Raw genomic sequence first — 15429 nt, 5'->3', positions numbered from 1 at the left:
GAAATACTCTCAAAAATACGTTGGGTTGATTTGTACTTTTACAGTAACCATACAGATGTGTGTTCGCTCGTATCATGGTATACGGTAAAACATGAGAGTGTGAAACTTTTTCTGTAAAATAGGATTTATAAGGTTCTTCTATGATAAAATAAAAATCATAGGAGGGCCTTTTATTATGGCAAGACAAAAGAAACCAGTACACAGAGTACAAATGACGGAAGGAAAGCGTAGCATTATCGTAAGCACTTAAATCTTGGGTAGCTTTACCATTTACGTTTTTGAACTCATAATGTATAGTAAATAGATTTTTGCTACACTCCGTTTGATAGGAGATAGAAATTCACTATATTTAGAGGTTTCATTATGAGTGATAAACGTGCTCCCGGGTGCCCCCTGAGTATTCCGGATGATTTTACACCCCCATTCCGGAGATTGGAAACCGCTGTTCCGGATTGATGGAAACCGTTATTCCGTTCTGGCGGAAACCGCTACTGCGAGTCCTTTATAATGTATTCATACGTCTATGGCGTAAATACATTTGAAGGAGGTCATCTTTTATGACTAAGTACCGAGAGATTATCAGACTTGCCAGTCTGAATCTCAGCCAAACCAATATCGTGCTCAGCTGCGGTGTCTCAAAGAAAACTGTCAATAAGGTTCTAAAGGCTGCCCGGGAGCAAAATATTTCGTGGCCACTTGATGCAGATCAGACTGACCCTGTAATTGAGCAGTTGCTGTTTCCAAAACCGAACGGGAAGCAGGCTCATACCAACAAACATATGCCGGATTATGCCCACATCCGCAAGGAACTGCTCCGCAATGGAGTTAATAAAAAACTTCTGTGGACAGAATACCTTGAAGAATGCCGCCTTGCCGGCGACGAACCGCTGATATATTCACAGTTTTGTTATTATATCCAACAAGACGAACTAAAACGGCGGGCAACCATGCACATCAACCGGAAACCTGCAGAACAGGTAGAGGTTGATTGGGCAGGGGATCCTGCCTACATCACTAATCCTGATACAGGAGAGATCATCAATGCTTATCTTTTTGTCGGTGTTATGACTTACAGCCAGTATCCTTATGTTGAAGCGTTCATCGACGAAAAGCAGCCTTCCTGGATTGCAGCCCATGTACATAGGTATGAATACTTCGGCGGGGTTGCCAAGATTCTGGTGCCTGATAACTGCCGTACAGCGGTTGACCATAACAAAGGCTGGAAAGACCAGCGGATCAATACTGTTTATCAGGAAATGGCTGAACACTATAGCACTGCCATCATCCCCGCCCGTGTCCGGGCCCCTAAGGACAAGCCAAATGCCGAGGGCTGTGTAGGAAATATTTCTACATGGATCACCGCAGCCCTACGCAATGAACAGTTCTTCTCTTTGGGTGAATTAAATCAGGCTATACGAAAAAAGCTGGAAACATTCAGCCGCCGTCCATTTCAAAAGAAAGAGGGCAGCCGGTACGAGATCTTCCGCGACGAAGAACTGCCATTGCTGGCGCCCTTACCTGTTGCCCCTTATGAACTGGCAGAATGGAAACAAGCCACCGTTCAGTTCAATTATCACATATCTTGCGCCGGAATGCTATACTCAGTTCCGCATGAATATATAAAGCGCAAAGTCGATATGCGGGTTACAGATAAGACCATTGAGATTTTTTACAATAACAACCGTATCGCATCCCATCGCCGGCTTTATGGGTGAAAGGGACAATACAGCACAATTACCGACCATATGCCGGTTTCCCACCAATAATACCTCGAATGGAATGGAGATCGTTTCCGCAAATGGGCGGAACGTATCGGTAATAGTACCTACCAAGTAATAGATAACATCCTTACCTCCAAACGTGTGGAGCAACAGTCATACAGAAGCTGTATGGGGCTTTTAAAGCTTGCAGACAAGTACTCTGTTGAACGCCTTGAGGCGGCCTGCAAAAAGGCTCTTTCCTTTACGGCAACACCCAGCTATAAAAGCATCAAGAACATCCTTGATACTGGAAATGACAGGGTAGATCCAGCCAATAAGGAGCAGCCATCCACACCCGCAACTAACAACCATGCGCTCACAAGAGGCGCTGATTACTATCGGAGGTAAGGAATTATGACTACACAAAGTACAATGGATAAACTGATTGAAATGCGGCTGACAGCAATGTCTGACGCTTTCCGTACCCAACTGGATGACCCCAAAATGAAAGAAGTTGCTTTCGAGGACCGTTTTGCGATGCTGGTTGATATTGAGTACAGCAACCGGAAAAGCAACAGCCTGAAACGTCTGATCCGAAATGCCGGATTTGATCAGCCTGAAGCCCACATTTCTGATATCAACTATTTATCCGGGCGCAAACTTAACCGCACTATGATTGAAAGACTGGCTACCTGTGAGTACATTACAGAACATCGAAATCTTTTCATCACCGGAGCCACCGGAAGCGGAAAGACATATATGGCCTGCGCATTTGGCATGGAAGCATGCAAGCAGCGTTTTAAAACCAAATATGTCCGTCTTCCTGACCTACTTCTTGACCTGGAAATGGCACGTAATGACGGCACTTATAAAAAAGTACAAGCCAAGTATGGCAATCCTGTACTTCTGATCATTGATGAATGGCTCCTTCTCAGGCCGACAGAGTCTGAACAGCATGATATTTTGGAACTTCTTCATCGAAGACGCAGGAACTCATCCACGATCTTCTGCTCGCAGTACGATCAGAGTGGATGGCACGACCAGCTTGGAGGCGATGACAGTCCTCTTGCGGAGTCAATCCTCGACCGCATTAAACATGATGCCTATAAGATCAATATCATTCCAACAGATTCAGTAAACTATCGGTCTATGCGGGAGGTATATGGATTGGATCCGGCATTAAGCGAGTAAACTCGCACTCAGTAAGTACTTAATAGCGGTACCCTGTTCCGGATTAACGGTTTCCATTTACCGGACTGGCGGTTTCCAGTTTTCCGGAACAGCGGTTTCACCGCACCAGTATATCCAATATAGGAATGCACTATGTAGCGGAAAGGATGCACGCTATCGTCGGAAAGTGTGCACTGAAACTCCGTGCAGTATGCACTAATCTATCGTTATTTACATCAATAAAAGAATCCTGAAAACAGTTTCAGCAGGGCCATCGCCCTGCTGAACTCCTTCCCATTTTATAATCCCCTCAATACTTCCACTTCCCAAGCAATTCATCCTTCAACCCCAAATCATCAATCCCCGTCATATCTGCATACTTAATATCCTCCGGATAATTCTCCATCTCACTTTTCTGCCCCTTCAATATTTTTCCCGGATTATAATGGTCCTTATCATAAACCAAATACTCATTCACCAAATACTCAAACACATCCCTCACATCCCCCTTATCATCTTTCCCCTTCACAACACTAACCCCATCCAGCGAATACGGCGACCCGGATTTCGGATAGATCATCTTCAGCGGATTGCCATTATTGATTTCCGTCACCACCTGATAAGTGAGCGCCGTACCCACAGCGCACTCCCCTTGGATCAGCAGCTTCACCGGACCGGAACCCGACTCGGAATACTGTTTCACATTATCATTCAGCTTATCAAAATACTCCAGCGTCTTCTTCTCCCCCCATATATTCCTGAGATTCAGATAGAAATTATACCCCGTAGAACTGGATTTTGGATTTTGAATAGATATCTTATTCTTAAATTCCGGTTTCAGTAAGTCCTCGTAAGTCTTCGGCTCCGCAATCCCATATTTCTTCAAAATCTCCGTATTTACCGCAAATCCACCCCCATAACTTTCCCATATCAAATACTTCCCATGCTCCGGCAGCATACCGTCAATATAATCCAAATGTGAATATTCTGCCACATCAGCCAGTGAGTCCTTCATTTTCTCCATATACCCGGTCTCAACCCCCAGCACAATGTCCGCATCGGAGTGTTCTTTCTCTGTCTGAATCTTAGCAGCAACCTTAGCAGTGGGCATATACATGATCTGCACATTCAAATCCGGAAATTTCTCGGCCAGATGAGCCTTCAGATCATCATTCCTGTACTGCTCCAGCGCAGAATAAATCACTAAAGTATTGCTTTCCTGCTTATTTATCGCAAAATATAAAACCATGATTACAACAACTAACCCCGCTAATATTTTCTTCATCCCTCAATTCTCCTTCCTTGCAAAATACATTTTCAGGAAATAGATCACGCCCTTTGCAATTACATTGACCAGCAAAATAATAATGGAAATAAATGCAATAGGTTCAATCAGTGACTGAGAATCAAACTGCGGGATCAGAAGTGCCAGCGGCATATTTCTGAAATTCGCCAGGAAGGAAATCGCCGAAATGGTCACCATACAGTTTACGAAAATATAACTGAACATTTCCAGAATCGTTCCTCTTGTACACGGCATGTACACATCAACCAGCATTTTCATCTTAGAGATTCCCAGAGAATACGCGACATCCTCCAGATTACTGTTAAACTTAGAAAGCGAATTATAAGCCAGCAGATACGGCGATGCAAAAAAGTGAGTGATATTTACTGTGATCAAAATAGCGATCGTTCCATAAACAAAGCTTCCCTGAAAGAACAGTACATAGGACAAACCCAGCACAATACCGGGAAATGACAGGGAAACCAGAGAAATCAAATGAATAGCCATGGAAGAAAAGTTTTTCCCTGAGCGCGCCGTCACAAATGCAGCATAATATGTAATCAATGTACCGGCCAGAGCTGTCGTCAGCCCGATAAACAGCGAATTCAGCAGATACCCGCCAATCCCCAGATCCAGAGATTCCGTTATATTGTCAAAGGTAAAACTAAAGTCTACAGGATACTGTTTCACAAAACTCAAAATGACAAACGTAATAATCGGAAGGCTGATCAAAACAAGAGTTACAACACATACAATCCTGGAAAAAATATCTCGTTTCCTGTTCTTCCCAATCACATACGGTTTCGTGATTGTACTGTTTGTCCCGTTATCTTTATTTAACAGATCAATAATAAAGGCGATCACTGCCGGAATCAGCAGAATGACCCCGATGATTCCGCCCTTTGAATAATCAAGCAGACCAATAACTTCCCGATACATATAGACCGGCAGAGTCATCATTTTCCCGCCTACTATTAACGGCACACCATAATCCGTGAATACGACGGTAAACACGGCGAAGAAAGCGGAGATTAACGGTTTTTTAAGATTTGAAAGTGTAATTGCCTTTAACTGCTGTTTCTTAGAAAGCCCCAGCACATCTGCCATCTCATATACCGTAAAATCTTCATATTGAAAGATATCTGTCAGCATTAAAAATGCCATCGGGCAGGAATACAAAGTTGCGCCGATCACAATTCCCGTCAATCCATATAAATGGATGTTGATCCCGGTTAAATTTGTAAAAAAGCCATTGTCACCAAATAACAGTGTCAGCCCCATACCATGGGAAATAGACGGGATCAGCATTGGCAGCGTGAATATCACGGACCATACACCCTTATGCCGGATATTTGACCTGTTGACACACCATGCCAGAAGCAGGGCAATGCTTACAGAGACAATAGTAGTCACAAGCGATGAAAGAAATGAATTCCAAAGCATTGGGGCAAACTGTGCGCTTGACAGGACTTCACTGATATCACCATAGGAAATATGAGTAGCTAAGGCGATGATCGGGCATAAAACATGCAGAATTAAAAATATGCCTATGAAAAGTTTCAGGCTCTGAAAGGTTCTGTTCTTCATATCTCCTCCGTCCTACAATCTGCCGATACATTTTGATAAAGAATCAAATTTCTGGTTTAAATGGTTTACCACAAAGGTTCGGATGTATTCATTCGCAGGGTTATTGTATATTTCCAGAGGGCTGTCCAGCTGTTCAATCGTCCCGTTGCTCATTACCATGATCCTGTCGGACAGGAAGAAAGCCTCCTCCTGGTCATGGGTGATATAGATCATTGTGGAATGGAATTTTTTCTGAATGTCTTTCAGTTCCCTCTTCATGATCTCCTTATTTTCAACATCCAGTGCGCTGATCGGCTCGTCGAGCAGAACAATGGATGGGTTTAAGGCGAGAGTGCGGGCAATTGCAACTCTCTGCTGCTGGCCTCCTGAGAGGTGATGGGGCTTTTTGTTCAATTGGTCACTCATGCCAATCATGTCTAAGGTTCTTTCGGCACGTTTTCTTGAGTCTGCTTTTGTTTCAGGTTTGATCTTCAGGGCATACTCTACGTTTTCCAGAACTGTCATATTGGGGAATAAGGCATAATTTTGGAATATGATTCCCATTCCTCTCTGGGATGCGGGAAGCTTGCTTATGTCTTTTCCGTCCAGCAGTATTTCTCCTGCAGTCTGGGATTCCAGACCGATGAGGATTCTTAACAGTGTTGTTTTGCCGCAGCCGCTGGGGCCGAGGACACTGAGGAATTCCCCTTCCTTTACTACGAAGGAAAGGGATTTTAGAACCTGTTCTCCGTCGTATTCTTTTACAAGATTTTTTACGATCAATTTCTCTGTCATATGAAATTCTCCTTGGTATGATAGGCCGTAGATTATCGGCTGTGTATTAATATCCCTGCGGTATTTACATTTGGGGAGGGGGCCATTGATTTTGTCGGAGGCATGATTGGCGGATTCGGGCTGTGAATGGCAAAATAGGGGGTGTTTTATGGAAAATCATGAGTACACTTCCTTTTATATTTTGTTTCAGTATACCATTTATTACTATTTTATGCTACTGTTGTTGCAGATTAGTGGATAAAAGTAAGGTGTAATGATGGAAATTAAGGAAGGCTTATAAATATTTTTGCATATTCATGCATTTGGGGGTAATGTTGTCTGCTGTGTTATATACTGCAGAATAAAATATGATTTTGGTGTAAGTGCGAAGAGATGGACTGTTATATGCGGACAATGCTGAAAAGTGATGTGCTTTTATGAAAAGTTGACATCGTGATGACCAGACGTTAAAATGGAAGAGATTTTCTAAATATCACTCCGGCGTATAATTTATAGAGGCGGGGTTAAAAGTAAAATCCAGAACTGAAAAATTTGCAGTTATTCCCACGTTGTTTTGTTTATTATCTAAAAACCAGGAGTAAAATAAAAATAAAGCTGTCACAGGAATTTATTTACATGAAGCAGGAAAAAATCTGCGCATTAGCAGCAGAAGAAAGGCAGTTGTCAGATATATGGACTTAATAGAAATATTCAATAATCATTTTCCGAAGATATCGCAGAAGCAGATTGTATTGTTCCTGATTCTAAGTATCCTGCTGGCTGCTGTCCTCATCTTCATGGTACAAAGAAAAATAATAAAGACAGGGCAGGCAGTCTGTATAGCAGGTGTATTTGTCTGGTTGTATATTGTTTTTTTGTCCACCGTTTTCTCACGGAATCCTTATCCGGAAATGAAATATGAACTGATGCCTTTTTGGTCCTATGTTTTTACCATACAGTATCGCAGCGTATCCATGGCAGAGGAAATATTTTTGAATGTGCTTCTGCTGATGCCCATGGGAGTGCTGCTGTACGCGGCATTTGGCAGACGTGTTGGGGTGATGAGGATAACCGCGGCAGGACTGTCAGTGTCATTTTGTATTGAATTTTTACAGTTAGTATTAAAACGTGGGCTTTTTGAGTGGGATGACATGATCCATAATACCTTAGGGGTATATTTAGGATGCTGGATATGTAAAAAGATAATGGATGTCTGTAAAAAAAGATGAATCTGCCGTATATGGTCTGCAGGCGGGTTCATCTGTTGGCATTTGTGTTTTTTACTCTTTGTGTTTTGCCTTGAAGTTACATATCCATGCAGGACGGCAAAAACAGGATGATGGAACAGCATTCTGAGTCAGGCATATTTCATCACTTCTTTATCACATCTTTTCATTTCTTCGGAATAGCAGTGGACTTTATAGGCACTGCAGAATGTCTTTGGCTTTATGAAGGGGCATTTATCTGTTTGTTTCCGGGCGTATTCCTCAATTCTGCTTATATAATAAATATCAAAGACCACCAAACACTCAATTTTGAATAAGTACACGATTAATATAGTAAAAGTGACGTAATACAGCAATGAAATACAATAAATATTGTGCAAAATGTATACATGGTGTATAATGGAAATGTAACCGAGAGATAAAATAGAGGAAGATAAATGTATTTAGCCCATATAAGTGATGATAAATTAAGAGAACAGACCATCAGAGAACACTTGGAGGGAGTCGCTAAATTAAGCGCTGAATTTGCAGCTTCTTTTGACAGTGAAGAATGGGGGTACGGCTGTGGTCTGGTTCATGATATCGGAAAATATTCCGCTGAATTTCAGAAGCGTCTGCGCGGAGGTGCGAAAGTCGATCATGCAACTGCGGGTGCTCAGGAACTATACCGCAATAAAAATGTCATGCAGGCATATTGTGTAGCCGGTCATCATTCCGGTCTGCCAGACGGCGGTTCACCTGCAGAACCGGCAACATTTTATGGAAGAATGAAAAAAGAACTGAAAGATTATCAGGCTTTTAAGGAAGAGATTGAAATACCGGCATTTCCGGCCCTGCCGCTGAAACCTATAGGACGAGGAGGGTTTAGCGCAGCTTTTTTTATCCGTATGCTCTTTTCCTGTCTGGTAGATGCAGATTATCTGGATACGGAGCATTTTATGAGGCCGGAGAGCAATACCAGAGGAAATTATGATTCTATAGAGCAGTTGTTTGACAGGCTGTATGAGCATATAGCCTCCTGGCTGACAAATTATGATGAAAATACAGTGGATGGAAGACGTTCAGCCATTCTGCGGGCGTGTCTGGAAAAAGGTAAAAAGCAGCAGGGGCTTTATCAGCTGACAGTTCCCACCGGTGGAGGCAAAACCATATCGTCATTGGCATTTGCCCTGCAGCATGCAGGAGAGCATAATCTGAAACGTATTATTTACGTCATTCCCTATACGTCCATCATAGAACAAAACGCCCGGGTCTTTAAAGAAATCCTGGGCAGCAGGAATGTCCTGGAAAACCACTGCAGTGTAGTCTGTGACAATACCGAGGAACTGGAAAACATGCAGTTGGCGGCAGAAAATTGGGATAAACCGGTGGTAGTCACCACAAACGTCCAGTTTTTTGAATCCCTCTTTGCAAATAAATCTTCTAAATGTCGTAAAATTCATAACATTTCCAATAGCGTTATCATTTTCGACGAGGCGCAGATGCTCCCGGTGAATTACCTGAAGCCATGCATCCGGGCAATAAGTGAACTGATCTATAATTATCACTGTACCGCGGTTCTGTGCACAGCGACACAGCCGGCACTGAAAGATTTTTTCCCGGACTTTATGAAAGCAGAGGAGATATGCCCAAATGTTAAGGGACAGTATGAGTTCTTCAAAAGAACAGAAGTCATAAATATTGGTGAGATATCAGAGGAAGATCTGATTTCATATCTTGAAGAAAAAGATCAGGTATTATGCGTCCTAAATAGCAGAAAACGTGTTCAGAGAGTCTTTGAATCCCTGAAGGGAGAAGATGTATATCACCTATCCACCTATATGTATCCCGCGCACAGACGAAGGATATTAAAAGAAATAACAGAGAGGCTGAAGGATGGAAGGGCGTGTAAGCTGATTGCAACGAGTCTGGTAGAAGCCGGTGTTGATTTTGACTTCGCCTCTGTTTTCAGGGAGCTTGCCGGAATTGATTCTGTGATTCAGGCAGCAGGCCGATGCAATAGGGAGGGGAACAGGAACAGAGTGGATTGTGATACAATGGTTTTCACCCTGGAGCAGGATGAGGATATTCATATTCCTGCGCAGTTGAAGCTGCCCATATCTGTAGCGAAACAAATTACGGGAAAATATGAAGACATCACATCGCCGGAGGCAATCCACGAATATTTCAAGAGACTTTACCGTTTCCGGGGAGAAGGTCTGGATACCAAAAGTATTCTTGAGGATTTTGAAAAGGGAATCCCGTCTTTTAGTTTTCCGTTTGCAGATGTGGCAGGTAAATTCCATATTATTGAATCAGAAACCAAGACGATTCTGGTGGATATGGAGGAGGAAGCCGCAGATATTGCGGAACGGTTGAGAAGGGGAGAACATTCCAGGGAATTATTCAGGGCTGCAGGGCAGTATTGTGTAAATGTTTATGAAAATGATTTCAATAATCTGGACGGGGCGGGTATGCTGGAAGCGCTGTGCACAGATATTGACACGGATTTCTATGTGCTGCGCAGCAAAGAGTTTTACACAGAAGACAGAGGCCTGACTGTCAAAGCCGAGAGAGGAGATGCATTGTTTGGGTGATTACGGACAGAAAAATAGATTTCTGCAGTGTGATCCCGGCAGCATCCATACCAGGTATGCAGGCAGAACTCAGAATATAGATTCCAATAGATTAACGGGAGGAGGAGAGACATGAGCCATGGTGTGCGCGTAAGAGTCTGGGGGGACAGGGCACTGTTTTCCCGGCCGGAAATGAAAGTTGAGCGCTGCAGTTACGATGTCATTACACCGTCGGCTGCAAGAGGGATTCTGGAAGCCATCTACTGGCATCCCGGCCTTCGCTGGGTGATAGACAAGATTTACGTCAGAAAACCCATACAGTTTACCAGTATCCGACGTAATGAAGTAAAAAGCAAAGTGCAGGCCGGAAATGTATTGAGTGTTATAAATGGGGCAAATAAACCGTTGTACCTGAGCACTAAGGAAGAGATCGTACAGAGGGCTGCCATTCTGCTGCAGGATGTGGAATATGTGATTGAGGCGCATTTTGACATGACTGACCAGGCAAATCAGACGGACAACTGCGGCAAATTTAAGGACATTATTATGAGGCGTCTGCGCAGAGGGCAATGTTATCATATGCCGTATTTCGGATGCAGGGAATTTCCGGTGAACTTTGAGCTTTTTGAGGAAGAGGCGGTAGAGACGGCTTATCCGGATACAGTAAAGGATTTAGGGTACATGCTGTATGATTTTGACTACTCGAACCCGGAGGATATCACCCCTATGTTTTTTAGGGCAGTCATGGAAAATGGTGTACTTGACGTACGGGATTGCGAGGTGGTCAGATGATCCTGCAGTCATTGGTTAGATATTATGAGGCATTGGAAAAGAAAGAGAAAATCACCAGCCCGGGATGGTGTACAGCCAAAGTCTCCTTTGCGCTGGATATTTCTGAAAAAGGTGAGCTTTTACGCGTGATTCCTCTTAAGTTAGAAAAGCAGAAGGGCAAGAAAACGGTAATGGAGCCGCAGCTGTTGAGAGTGCCCGAGATGGTGACGCGTTCTTCCGGGGTATCATCTAACTTTTTGTGTGATAATTCGGGATATTTCCTGGGAATCGATAATAAAGGGAAACCTAAGCGTTCAGAAGAATGTTTCGCTGCGGCAAAGAAAAAACATTTGGAAATATTGGATGGGGTGGAAGGAAACGCTGCTGCCGCAGTCCGGAATTTTTTTGAAAGCTGGAATCCGGGCGGTGCCGCAGAACATCCTGCGCTTGCAGATAGCCTGGAAGAGATGATAGCCGGGGCAAATCTGATCTTCTGTGTAGATGGTGACTGGGTGCAGAATGATTATGATGTGAGAGAAGCCTGGGAAATCTACAGAGACGGCGCTGAAACGGACAATGAAGGAATCTGTCTTGTGACCGGGCAGAAGACAGAAATATCCAGAATTCATGGGTTGATCAAAGGAGTGCCGGGGGCACAGTCCAGCGGTGCGGCACTTGTATCTTTTAACGCACCGGCATTTGAGTCTTTCGGGAAAGAACAGGGCTACAATGCGCCTGTGGGGACCTATGCGGCATATGCATATACAACAGCCCTTAATCATCTCCTTGCGGATAAGTCCCATACAAGCCAGATCGGTGATACAACAGTTGTATACTGGGCTGAGGATGGTGAAGAAATATATCAAAATATATTCGGCGGAGCGGTTGAACCTACAGTTGACAATCAGGCGATTGTAGCGGGTGTGTTTAATAGTCTGGAAATGGGTAAGCCTATTGTCGTGGAGGAAGTGGAAGGAAGTTTGTCCTTGGACCAGCGTTTTTATATCCTGGGACTTGCTCCGAATGCGGCCAGGATTGCAGTGCGTTTTTTCTACCAGGACAGTTTCGGAAACATCCTCAGACATTTGAAAGAACATTATGACAGGATGGATATTGTACGGCCGGCAGCAGATGAAATGCGTTATATGGGTGTCTGGCGTATGCTTCAGGAAACCGTAAATAAAAAATCCAGGGATAAGAAGCCAACCGCAAATATGGCCGGAGCTGTATACCGGGCAATCATTTCCGGAGGGCAGTATCCGGCATCCCTGTTCCAGGGCGTAATGGGCAGGATCAGGGCAGAGCAGGATGATAAAGACAGCCATATACATAAGATCACAAAGGGCAGGGCATCTATTATCAAGGCGTATTTGATCCGTAATGGATATGATAAGGAGGAGGAGATAACTGTGAGTCTGAACGAGAACAGCAAAAATGTAGCTTATACACTGGGCCGGGAATTTGCGGTGCTGGAAGCAATTCAGGAAGAGGCAAACCCGGGAATCAATGCGACTATCAAGGACAAATATTTTAATTCAGCCTGTGCCACACCGGCAGCCATTTTCCCTGTATTGTTCAAATTAAAGAACAGCCATATCAGAAAGATTTCTAACCATGGTAAAGTTGTTTATTTTGAGAAATTGCTGGGCGAACTGCAGGATAAAATGCCGGTAACAGAAGAGCAGATGGTTCCCTGTCCCAGAAGGCTTTCATTGGAAGAACAGGGAATGTTCATACTGGGATATTATCATCAGAACCAAAAACGTTATGAGAAAAAGGATAAGGAGGAAGCACAGGATGTCAGAGATAATTAAAAACAGGTATGAGTTCGTGATTTTATTTGATGTGGAAAACGGAAATCCAAACGGGGACCCGGATGCAGGTAATCTGCCCCGTATCGATCCGGAAAGCGGATATGGGATTGTCACAGATGTGTGTATCAAAAGAAAGATAAGAAATTATGTGGAGGCAGTAAAGGAAGAAGAGGAAGGGTATAAAATTTATATTAAAGAGGATATACCGCTTAATCGGAGTGATAATACCGCCTACGAATATTTGAAGACAAATGAGAAGGAAATCAAGGAGTTAAAGAAGAAGGATCCGGATGTGGATAAAAAGATACGCGATTTTATGTGCGGCAACTTCTTTGATATCCGTACGTTTGGAGCTGTCATGACCACATTTGTAAAAGCTGCCCTCAACTGCGGGCAGGTCAGAGGCCCTGTACAGCTTGGATTTGCCAGGAGTATTGACCCGGTCGTGAGTCAGGAAGTGACCATAACCCGCGTTGCGATCACAACAGAAAAGGATGCAGAAAATAAGAGCACAGAGATGGGAAGGAAGAATATTATTCCATATGCGCTTTACAGAATGGAAGGATATATTTCAGCGAACCTGGCCAGAAAGGTGACCGGATTTACAGAGGATGATCTGGAACTTCTCTGGGAGGCCATTATCAATATGTTTGAGATCGATCATTCTGCCGCCAGAGGAAAGATGGCGGTGCGTGAGCTTATTATTTTTAAACACAGCAAAGAATTCGGAGACTGTCCGGCATATAAATTATTTGACGCAGTTGAGGTCAGAAAACATGAGGATGTGATTTATCCCAGAAAATATCAGGATTACAGCGTTGAAATCCATGAAGATCAGATTCCGGAAACAGTGGAGATTTCAAGAAAAATATGAAGGAATATAAAGAAGAGGATTACCTGATGCTCTCAGGAATCCAGCATTTTGCTTTTTGCAGAAGGCAGTGGGCATTAATACATGTTGAGCAGCAGTGGCAGGAAAATGTCCGGACTGTGGAGGGGGAATTACTTCATAAGAGAGCACATGACACATATTCTTCAGAGAAAAGGAATGATGTGGTAATCAGCAGAGGGCTGCCCGTACATTCCAGGGAGATGGGGGTCAGCGGTGTATGTGATATTGTGGAATTCCGTCGGGCTGAGGAGGGAATCACGCTTCACGGGCACCGAGGGACCTTTCAGGTCTATCCCGTTGAGTATAAAAGGGGGAAACCGAAAGATACGCAGATAGATATTCTCCAGTTGACAGCCCAGGCTATGTGTCTGGAGGAAATGCTGTCGTGTACGATCGCTGAGGGAGCCGTTTTCTATGGAGAGATAAAGAGGCGGGAAAGAATAGAATTTACCGATGAGTTGAAGGAACAGGTGAGAACCATGTTTTCAGAAATGCATCAGTATTTTGACAGAAAATATACCCCAAAGGTTAAATGGTCGAAAAGCTGTAACGCATGTTCCCTGAAAGACATCTGTCTGCCGAAATTAGGAAAAGCGGCTTCAGTAAAAGAATATATAAAATCTGCCATTGGGGAGGATGACAAATGAAGAAATTGCTGAATACGTTATATATCACCTCTCCCGACGGATACCTTTCCCTGGATGGAGAAAATGTAGTGGTGCTTGATAAGGAAAAGGAAGTGGGAAGAGTTCCGCTGCATAATCTGGAAGCCATTGTTTCTTTTGGCTACAGAGGTGCAAGCCCGGCACTTATGGGAGGATGTGCGGAAAGAAATATTTCACTTTGTTTTATGACACCCCAGGGCAGATTCCTGGCAAGAGTGACTGGTAATGTTAGAGGAAATGTTGTTTTGAGAAAGAAGCAGTACAAGGTTTCCGAAGAAGATGAGGCAAGTCTTGTAATTGCCCGTAATTGCATTTTAGGGAAAATATATAATTCCCGGTGGGTTCTTGAAAGAGCAATAAGGGATCACGCACTTCAGATTGATGTTGAGGAGGTAAAACGTGCCTCTGTCAATTTGCAGCAGTCCTTAAATTATGTGAAGAGCTGTACAAGTATGGAACAGTTGAGAGGATATGAAGGGGAAGCGGCAAGCGTTTATTTTGGTGTGTTTAATGAACTGATTTTACAGCAGAAAAAAGACTTTAAGTTTGAAGGGAGAAACCGGAGACCACCATTAGATAATGTAAATGCAATGCTTTCATTCTTTTATACTTTGCTGACGAACATGTGCGCTTCGGCACTGGAATGTGTGGGATTGGACCCGTATGTGGGATTCATGCATACAGATAGGCCCGGAAGGGTTTCGCTGGCACTTGATATGATGGAGGAACTGCGGCCTGTCTTAGTGGATCGTTTTGTGCTCACCATGATCAATAGAAAGATGGTGAATAAGAAGGATTTTTCTGTTAAGGAAGATGGCGCGGTATTGATCAGTGATAAATGCAGGAAGCTGCTGCTGACAGAGTGGCAGAATAAAAAGAAAGATGTTATCACACATCCGTATTTGGGTGATAAAGTGGAGTGGGGAATGATACCATATGCCCAGGCAATGCTTTTGGCTCGTTATCTGAGGGAAGATTTAGATGAGTACCCGCCATTTTTCTGGAAGTAGG

At 43.6% G+C, this 15429-nt stretch carries 12 protein-coding genes and 1 pseudogene; 9 read left to right on the top strand and 4 right to left on the bottom strand.

Going from position 1 to position 15429, the window contains the following annotated elements; translation table 11 throughout:
* The first annotated feature begins 557 nt into the window (after positions 1-557).
* Both istA and V8Q34_RS13400 read left to right on the top strand, forming a co-directional pair.
* A pseudogene (gene istA, locus V8Q34_RS13405) lies at positions 558-2108 on the top strand (IS21 family transposase).
* A gap of 6 nt (positions 2109-2114) precedes the next feature.
* Positions 2115-2891 (top strand): ATP-binding protein, encoded by a 777-nt coding sequence (locus V8Q34_RS13400; protein ID WP_335835655.1) that lies wholly within the window; start codon positions 2115-2117, stop codon positions 2889-2891.
* A 289-nt stretch (positions 2892-3180) separates the two neighbouring features.
* Here V8Q34_RS13400 and V8Q34_RS13395 read toward each other — a convergent pair whose 3' ends face one another.
* Genes V8Q34_RS13395 through V8Q34_RS13385 form a run of 3 tightly spaced genes read right to left on the bottom strand, consistent with a single transcriptional unit; the run spans position 3181 to position 6516 of the window.
* Positions 3181-4155 carry an extracellular solute-binding protein gene (locus tag V8Q34_RS13395; RefSeq protein ID WP_335835654.1) on the bottom strand — a complete coding sequence of 325 codons (975 nt, stop codon included), beginning with the start codon at positions 4153-4155 and terminating at the stop codon, positions 3181-3183.
* A gap of 3 nt (positions 4156-4158) precedes the next feature.
* A complete protein-coding gene (locus V8Q34_RS13390; protein ID WP_335835653.1) occupies positions 4159-5742 on the bottom strand; it encodes an ABC transporter permease subunit in 1584 nt (527 codons plus the stop codon).
* A 12-nt stretch (positions 5743-5754) separates the two neighbouring features.
* Complete coding sequence (locus tag V8Q34_RS13385; RefSeq protein ID WP_335835652.1) at positions 5755-6516, bottom strand: ABC transporter ATP-binding protein; 762 nt, start codon at positions 6514-6516, stop codon at positions 5755-5757.
* Positions 6517-7187: 671 nt separating this feature from the next.
* Between V8Q34_RS13385 and V8Q34_RS13380 the strand changes: the two genes are divergently transcribed.
* The gene (locus V8Q34_RS13380) at positions 7188-7724 is read left to right on the top strand and encodes a VanZ family protein (RefSeq protein ID WP_335835651.1); all 537 of its coding nucleotides are present in this window, start codon (positions 7188-7190) and stop codon (positions 7722-7724) included.
* Between the two features lie 128 nt (positions 7725-7852).
* Here the strand turns inward: V8Q34_RS13380 and V8Q34_RS27545 are convergent, their stop codons facing one another.
* Positions 7853-8017: a nitrous oxide-stimulated promoter family protein gene (locus V8Q34_RS27545; protein ID WP_158587334.1), complete on the bottom strand. Its 165-nt coding sequence runs from the start codon at positions 8015-8017 to the stop codon at positions 7853-7855.
* A gap of 141 nt (positions 8018-8158) precedes the next feature.
* Here V8Q34_RS27545 and cas3 point away from each other — a divergent pair, with 141 nt between their 5' ends.
* The 6 genes from cas3 to cas1c all read left to right on the top strand — a co-directional run bounded on the left by cas3 (position 8159) and on the right by cas1c (position 15428).
* Positions 8159-10297, top strand: a complete 2139-nt coding sequence (gene cas3 / locus V8Q34_RS13375; RefSeq protein WP_335835650.1) for a CRISPR-associated helicase Cas3' — start codon at positions 8159-8161, stop codon at positions 10295-10297.
* 111 nt (positions 10298-10408) lie between these two features.
* Positions 10409-11068, top strand: coding sequence for a type I-C CRISPR-associated protein Cas5c (gene cas5c / locus V8Q34_RS13370; protein ID WP_033141978.1), 660 nt, complete (start codon positions 10409-10411; stop codon positions 11066-11068).
* The gene (cas8c, locus tag V8Q34_RS13365; RefSeq protein ID WP_256129517.1) at positions 11065-12861 is read left to right on the top strand and encodes a type I-C CRISPR-associated protein Cas8c/Csd1; all 1797 of its coding nucleotides are present in this window, start codon (positions 11065-11067) and stop codon (positions 12859-12861) included. The genes cas5c and cas8c overlap by 4 nt, the downstream gene beginning before the upstream one ends.
* Positions 12845-13735 (top strand): type I-C CRISPR-associated protein Cas7/Csd2, encoded by an 891-nt coding sequence (gene cas7c, locus V8Q34_RS13360; RefSeq protein WP_335835649.1) that lies wholly within the window; start codon positions 12845-12847, stop codon positions 13733-13735. The genes cas8c and cas7c overlap by 17 nt, the downstream gene beginning before the upstream one ends.
* Positions 13732-14400: a CRISPR-associated protein Cas4 gene (gene cas4 / locus V8Q34_RS13355; protein WP_118743660.1), complete on the top strand. Its 669-nt coding sequence runs from the start codon at positions 13732-13734 to the stop codon at positions 14398-14400. Before cas7c ends, cas4 begins: the two co-directional genes overlap by 4 nt.
* Positions 14397-15428, top strand: coding sequence for a type I-C CRISPR-associated endonuclease Cas1c (cas1c, locus tag V8Q34_RS13350; protein WP_335835648.1), 1032 nt, complete (start codon positions 14397-14399; stop codon positions 15426-15428). The genes cas4 and cas1c overlap by 4 nt, the downstream gene beginning before the upstream one ends.
* The last annotated feature ends 1 nt before the right edge of the window (position 15429 follow it).

This window comes from Blautia sp. JLR.GB0024 (assembly GCF_037000545.1).
Lineage (GTDB): Bacteria > Bacillota > Clostridia > Lachnospirales > Lachnospiraceae > Blautia > Blautia celeris.
The sequence above is the reverse complement of the archived record's forward strand: the minus strand, read 5'-3'. Positions and strand labels throughout refer to the sequence as shown.

Coding starts and splice junctions, on each gene's coding strand:
- cas7c (WP_335835649.1), top strand. CDS start 12,845: ATGTCAGAGATAATTAAAAACAGGTATGAGTTCGTGATTTTATTTGAT.
- V8Q34_RS13400 (WP_335835655.1), top strand. CDS start 2,115: ATGACTACACAAAGTACAATGGATAAACTGATTGAAATGCGGCTGACA.
- cas3 (WP_335835650.1), top strand. CDS start 8,159: ATGTATTTAGCCCATATAAGTGATGATAAATTAAGAGAACAGACCATC.
- cas1c (WP_335835648.1), top strand. CDS start 14,397: ATGAAGAAATTGCTGAATACGTTATATATCACCTCTCCCGACGGATAC.
- V8Q34_RS13385 (WP_335835652.1), bottom strand. CDS start 6,516: ATGACAGAGAAATTGATCGTAAAAAATCTTGTAAAAGAATACGACGGA.
- cas5c (WP_033141978.1), top strand. CDS start 10,409: ATGAGCCATGGTGTGCGCGTAAGAGTCTGGGGGGACAGGGCACTGTTT.
- cas4 (WP_118743660.1), top strand. CDS start 13,732: ATGAAGGAATATAAAGAAGAGGATTACCTGATGCTCTCAGGAATCCAG.
- V8Q34_RS13390 (WP_335835653.1), bottom strand. CDS start 5,742: ATGAAGAACAGAACCTTTCAGAGCCTGAAACTTTTCATAGGCATATTT.
- V8Q34_RS13380 (WP_335835651.1), top strand. CDS start 7,188: ATGGACTTAATAGAAATATTCAATAATCATTTTCCGAAGATATCGCAG.
- cas8c (WP_256129517.1), top strand. CDS start 11,065: ATGATCCTGCAGTCATTGGTTAGATATTATGAGGCATTGGAAAAGAAA.
- V8Q34_RS13395 (WP_335835654.1), bottom strand. CDS start 4,155: ATGAAGAAAATATTAGCGGGGTTAGTTGTTGTAATCATGGTTTTATAT.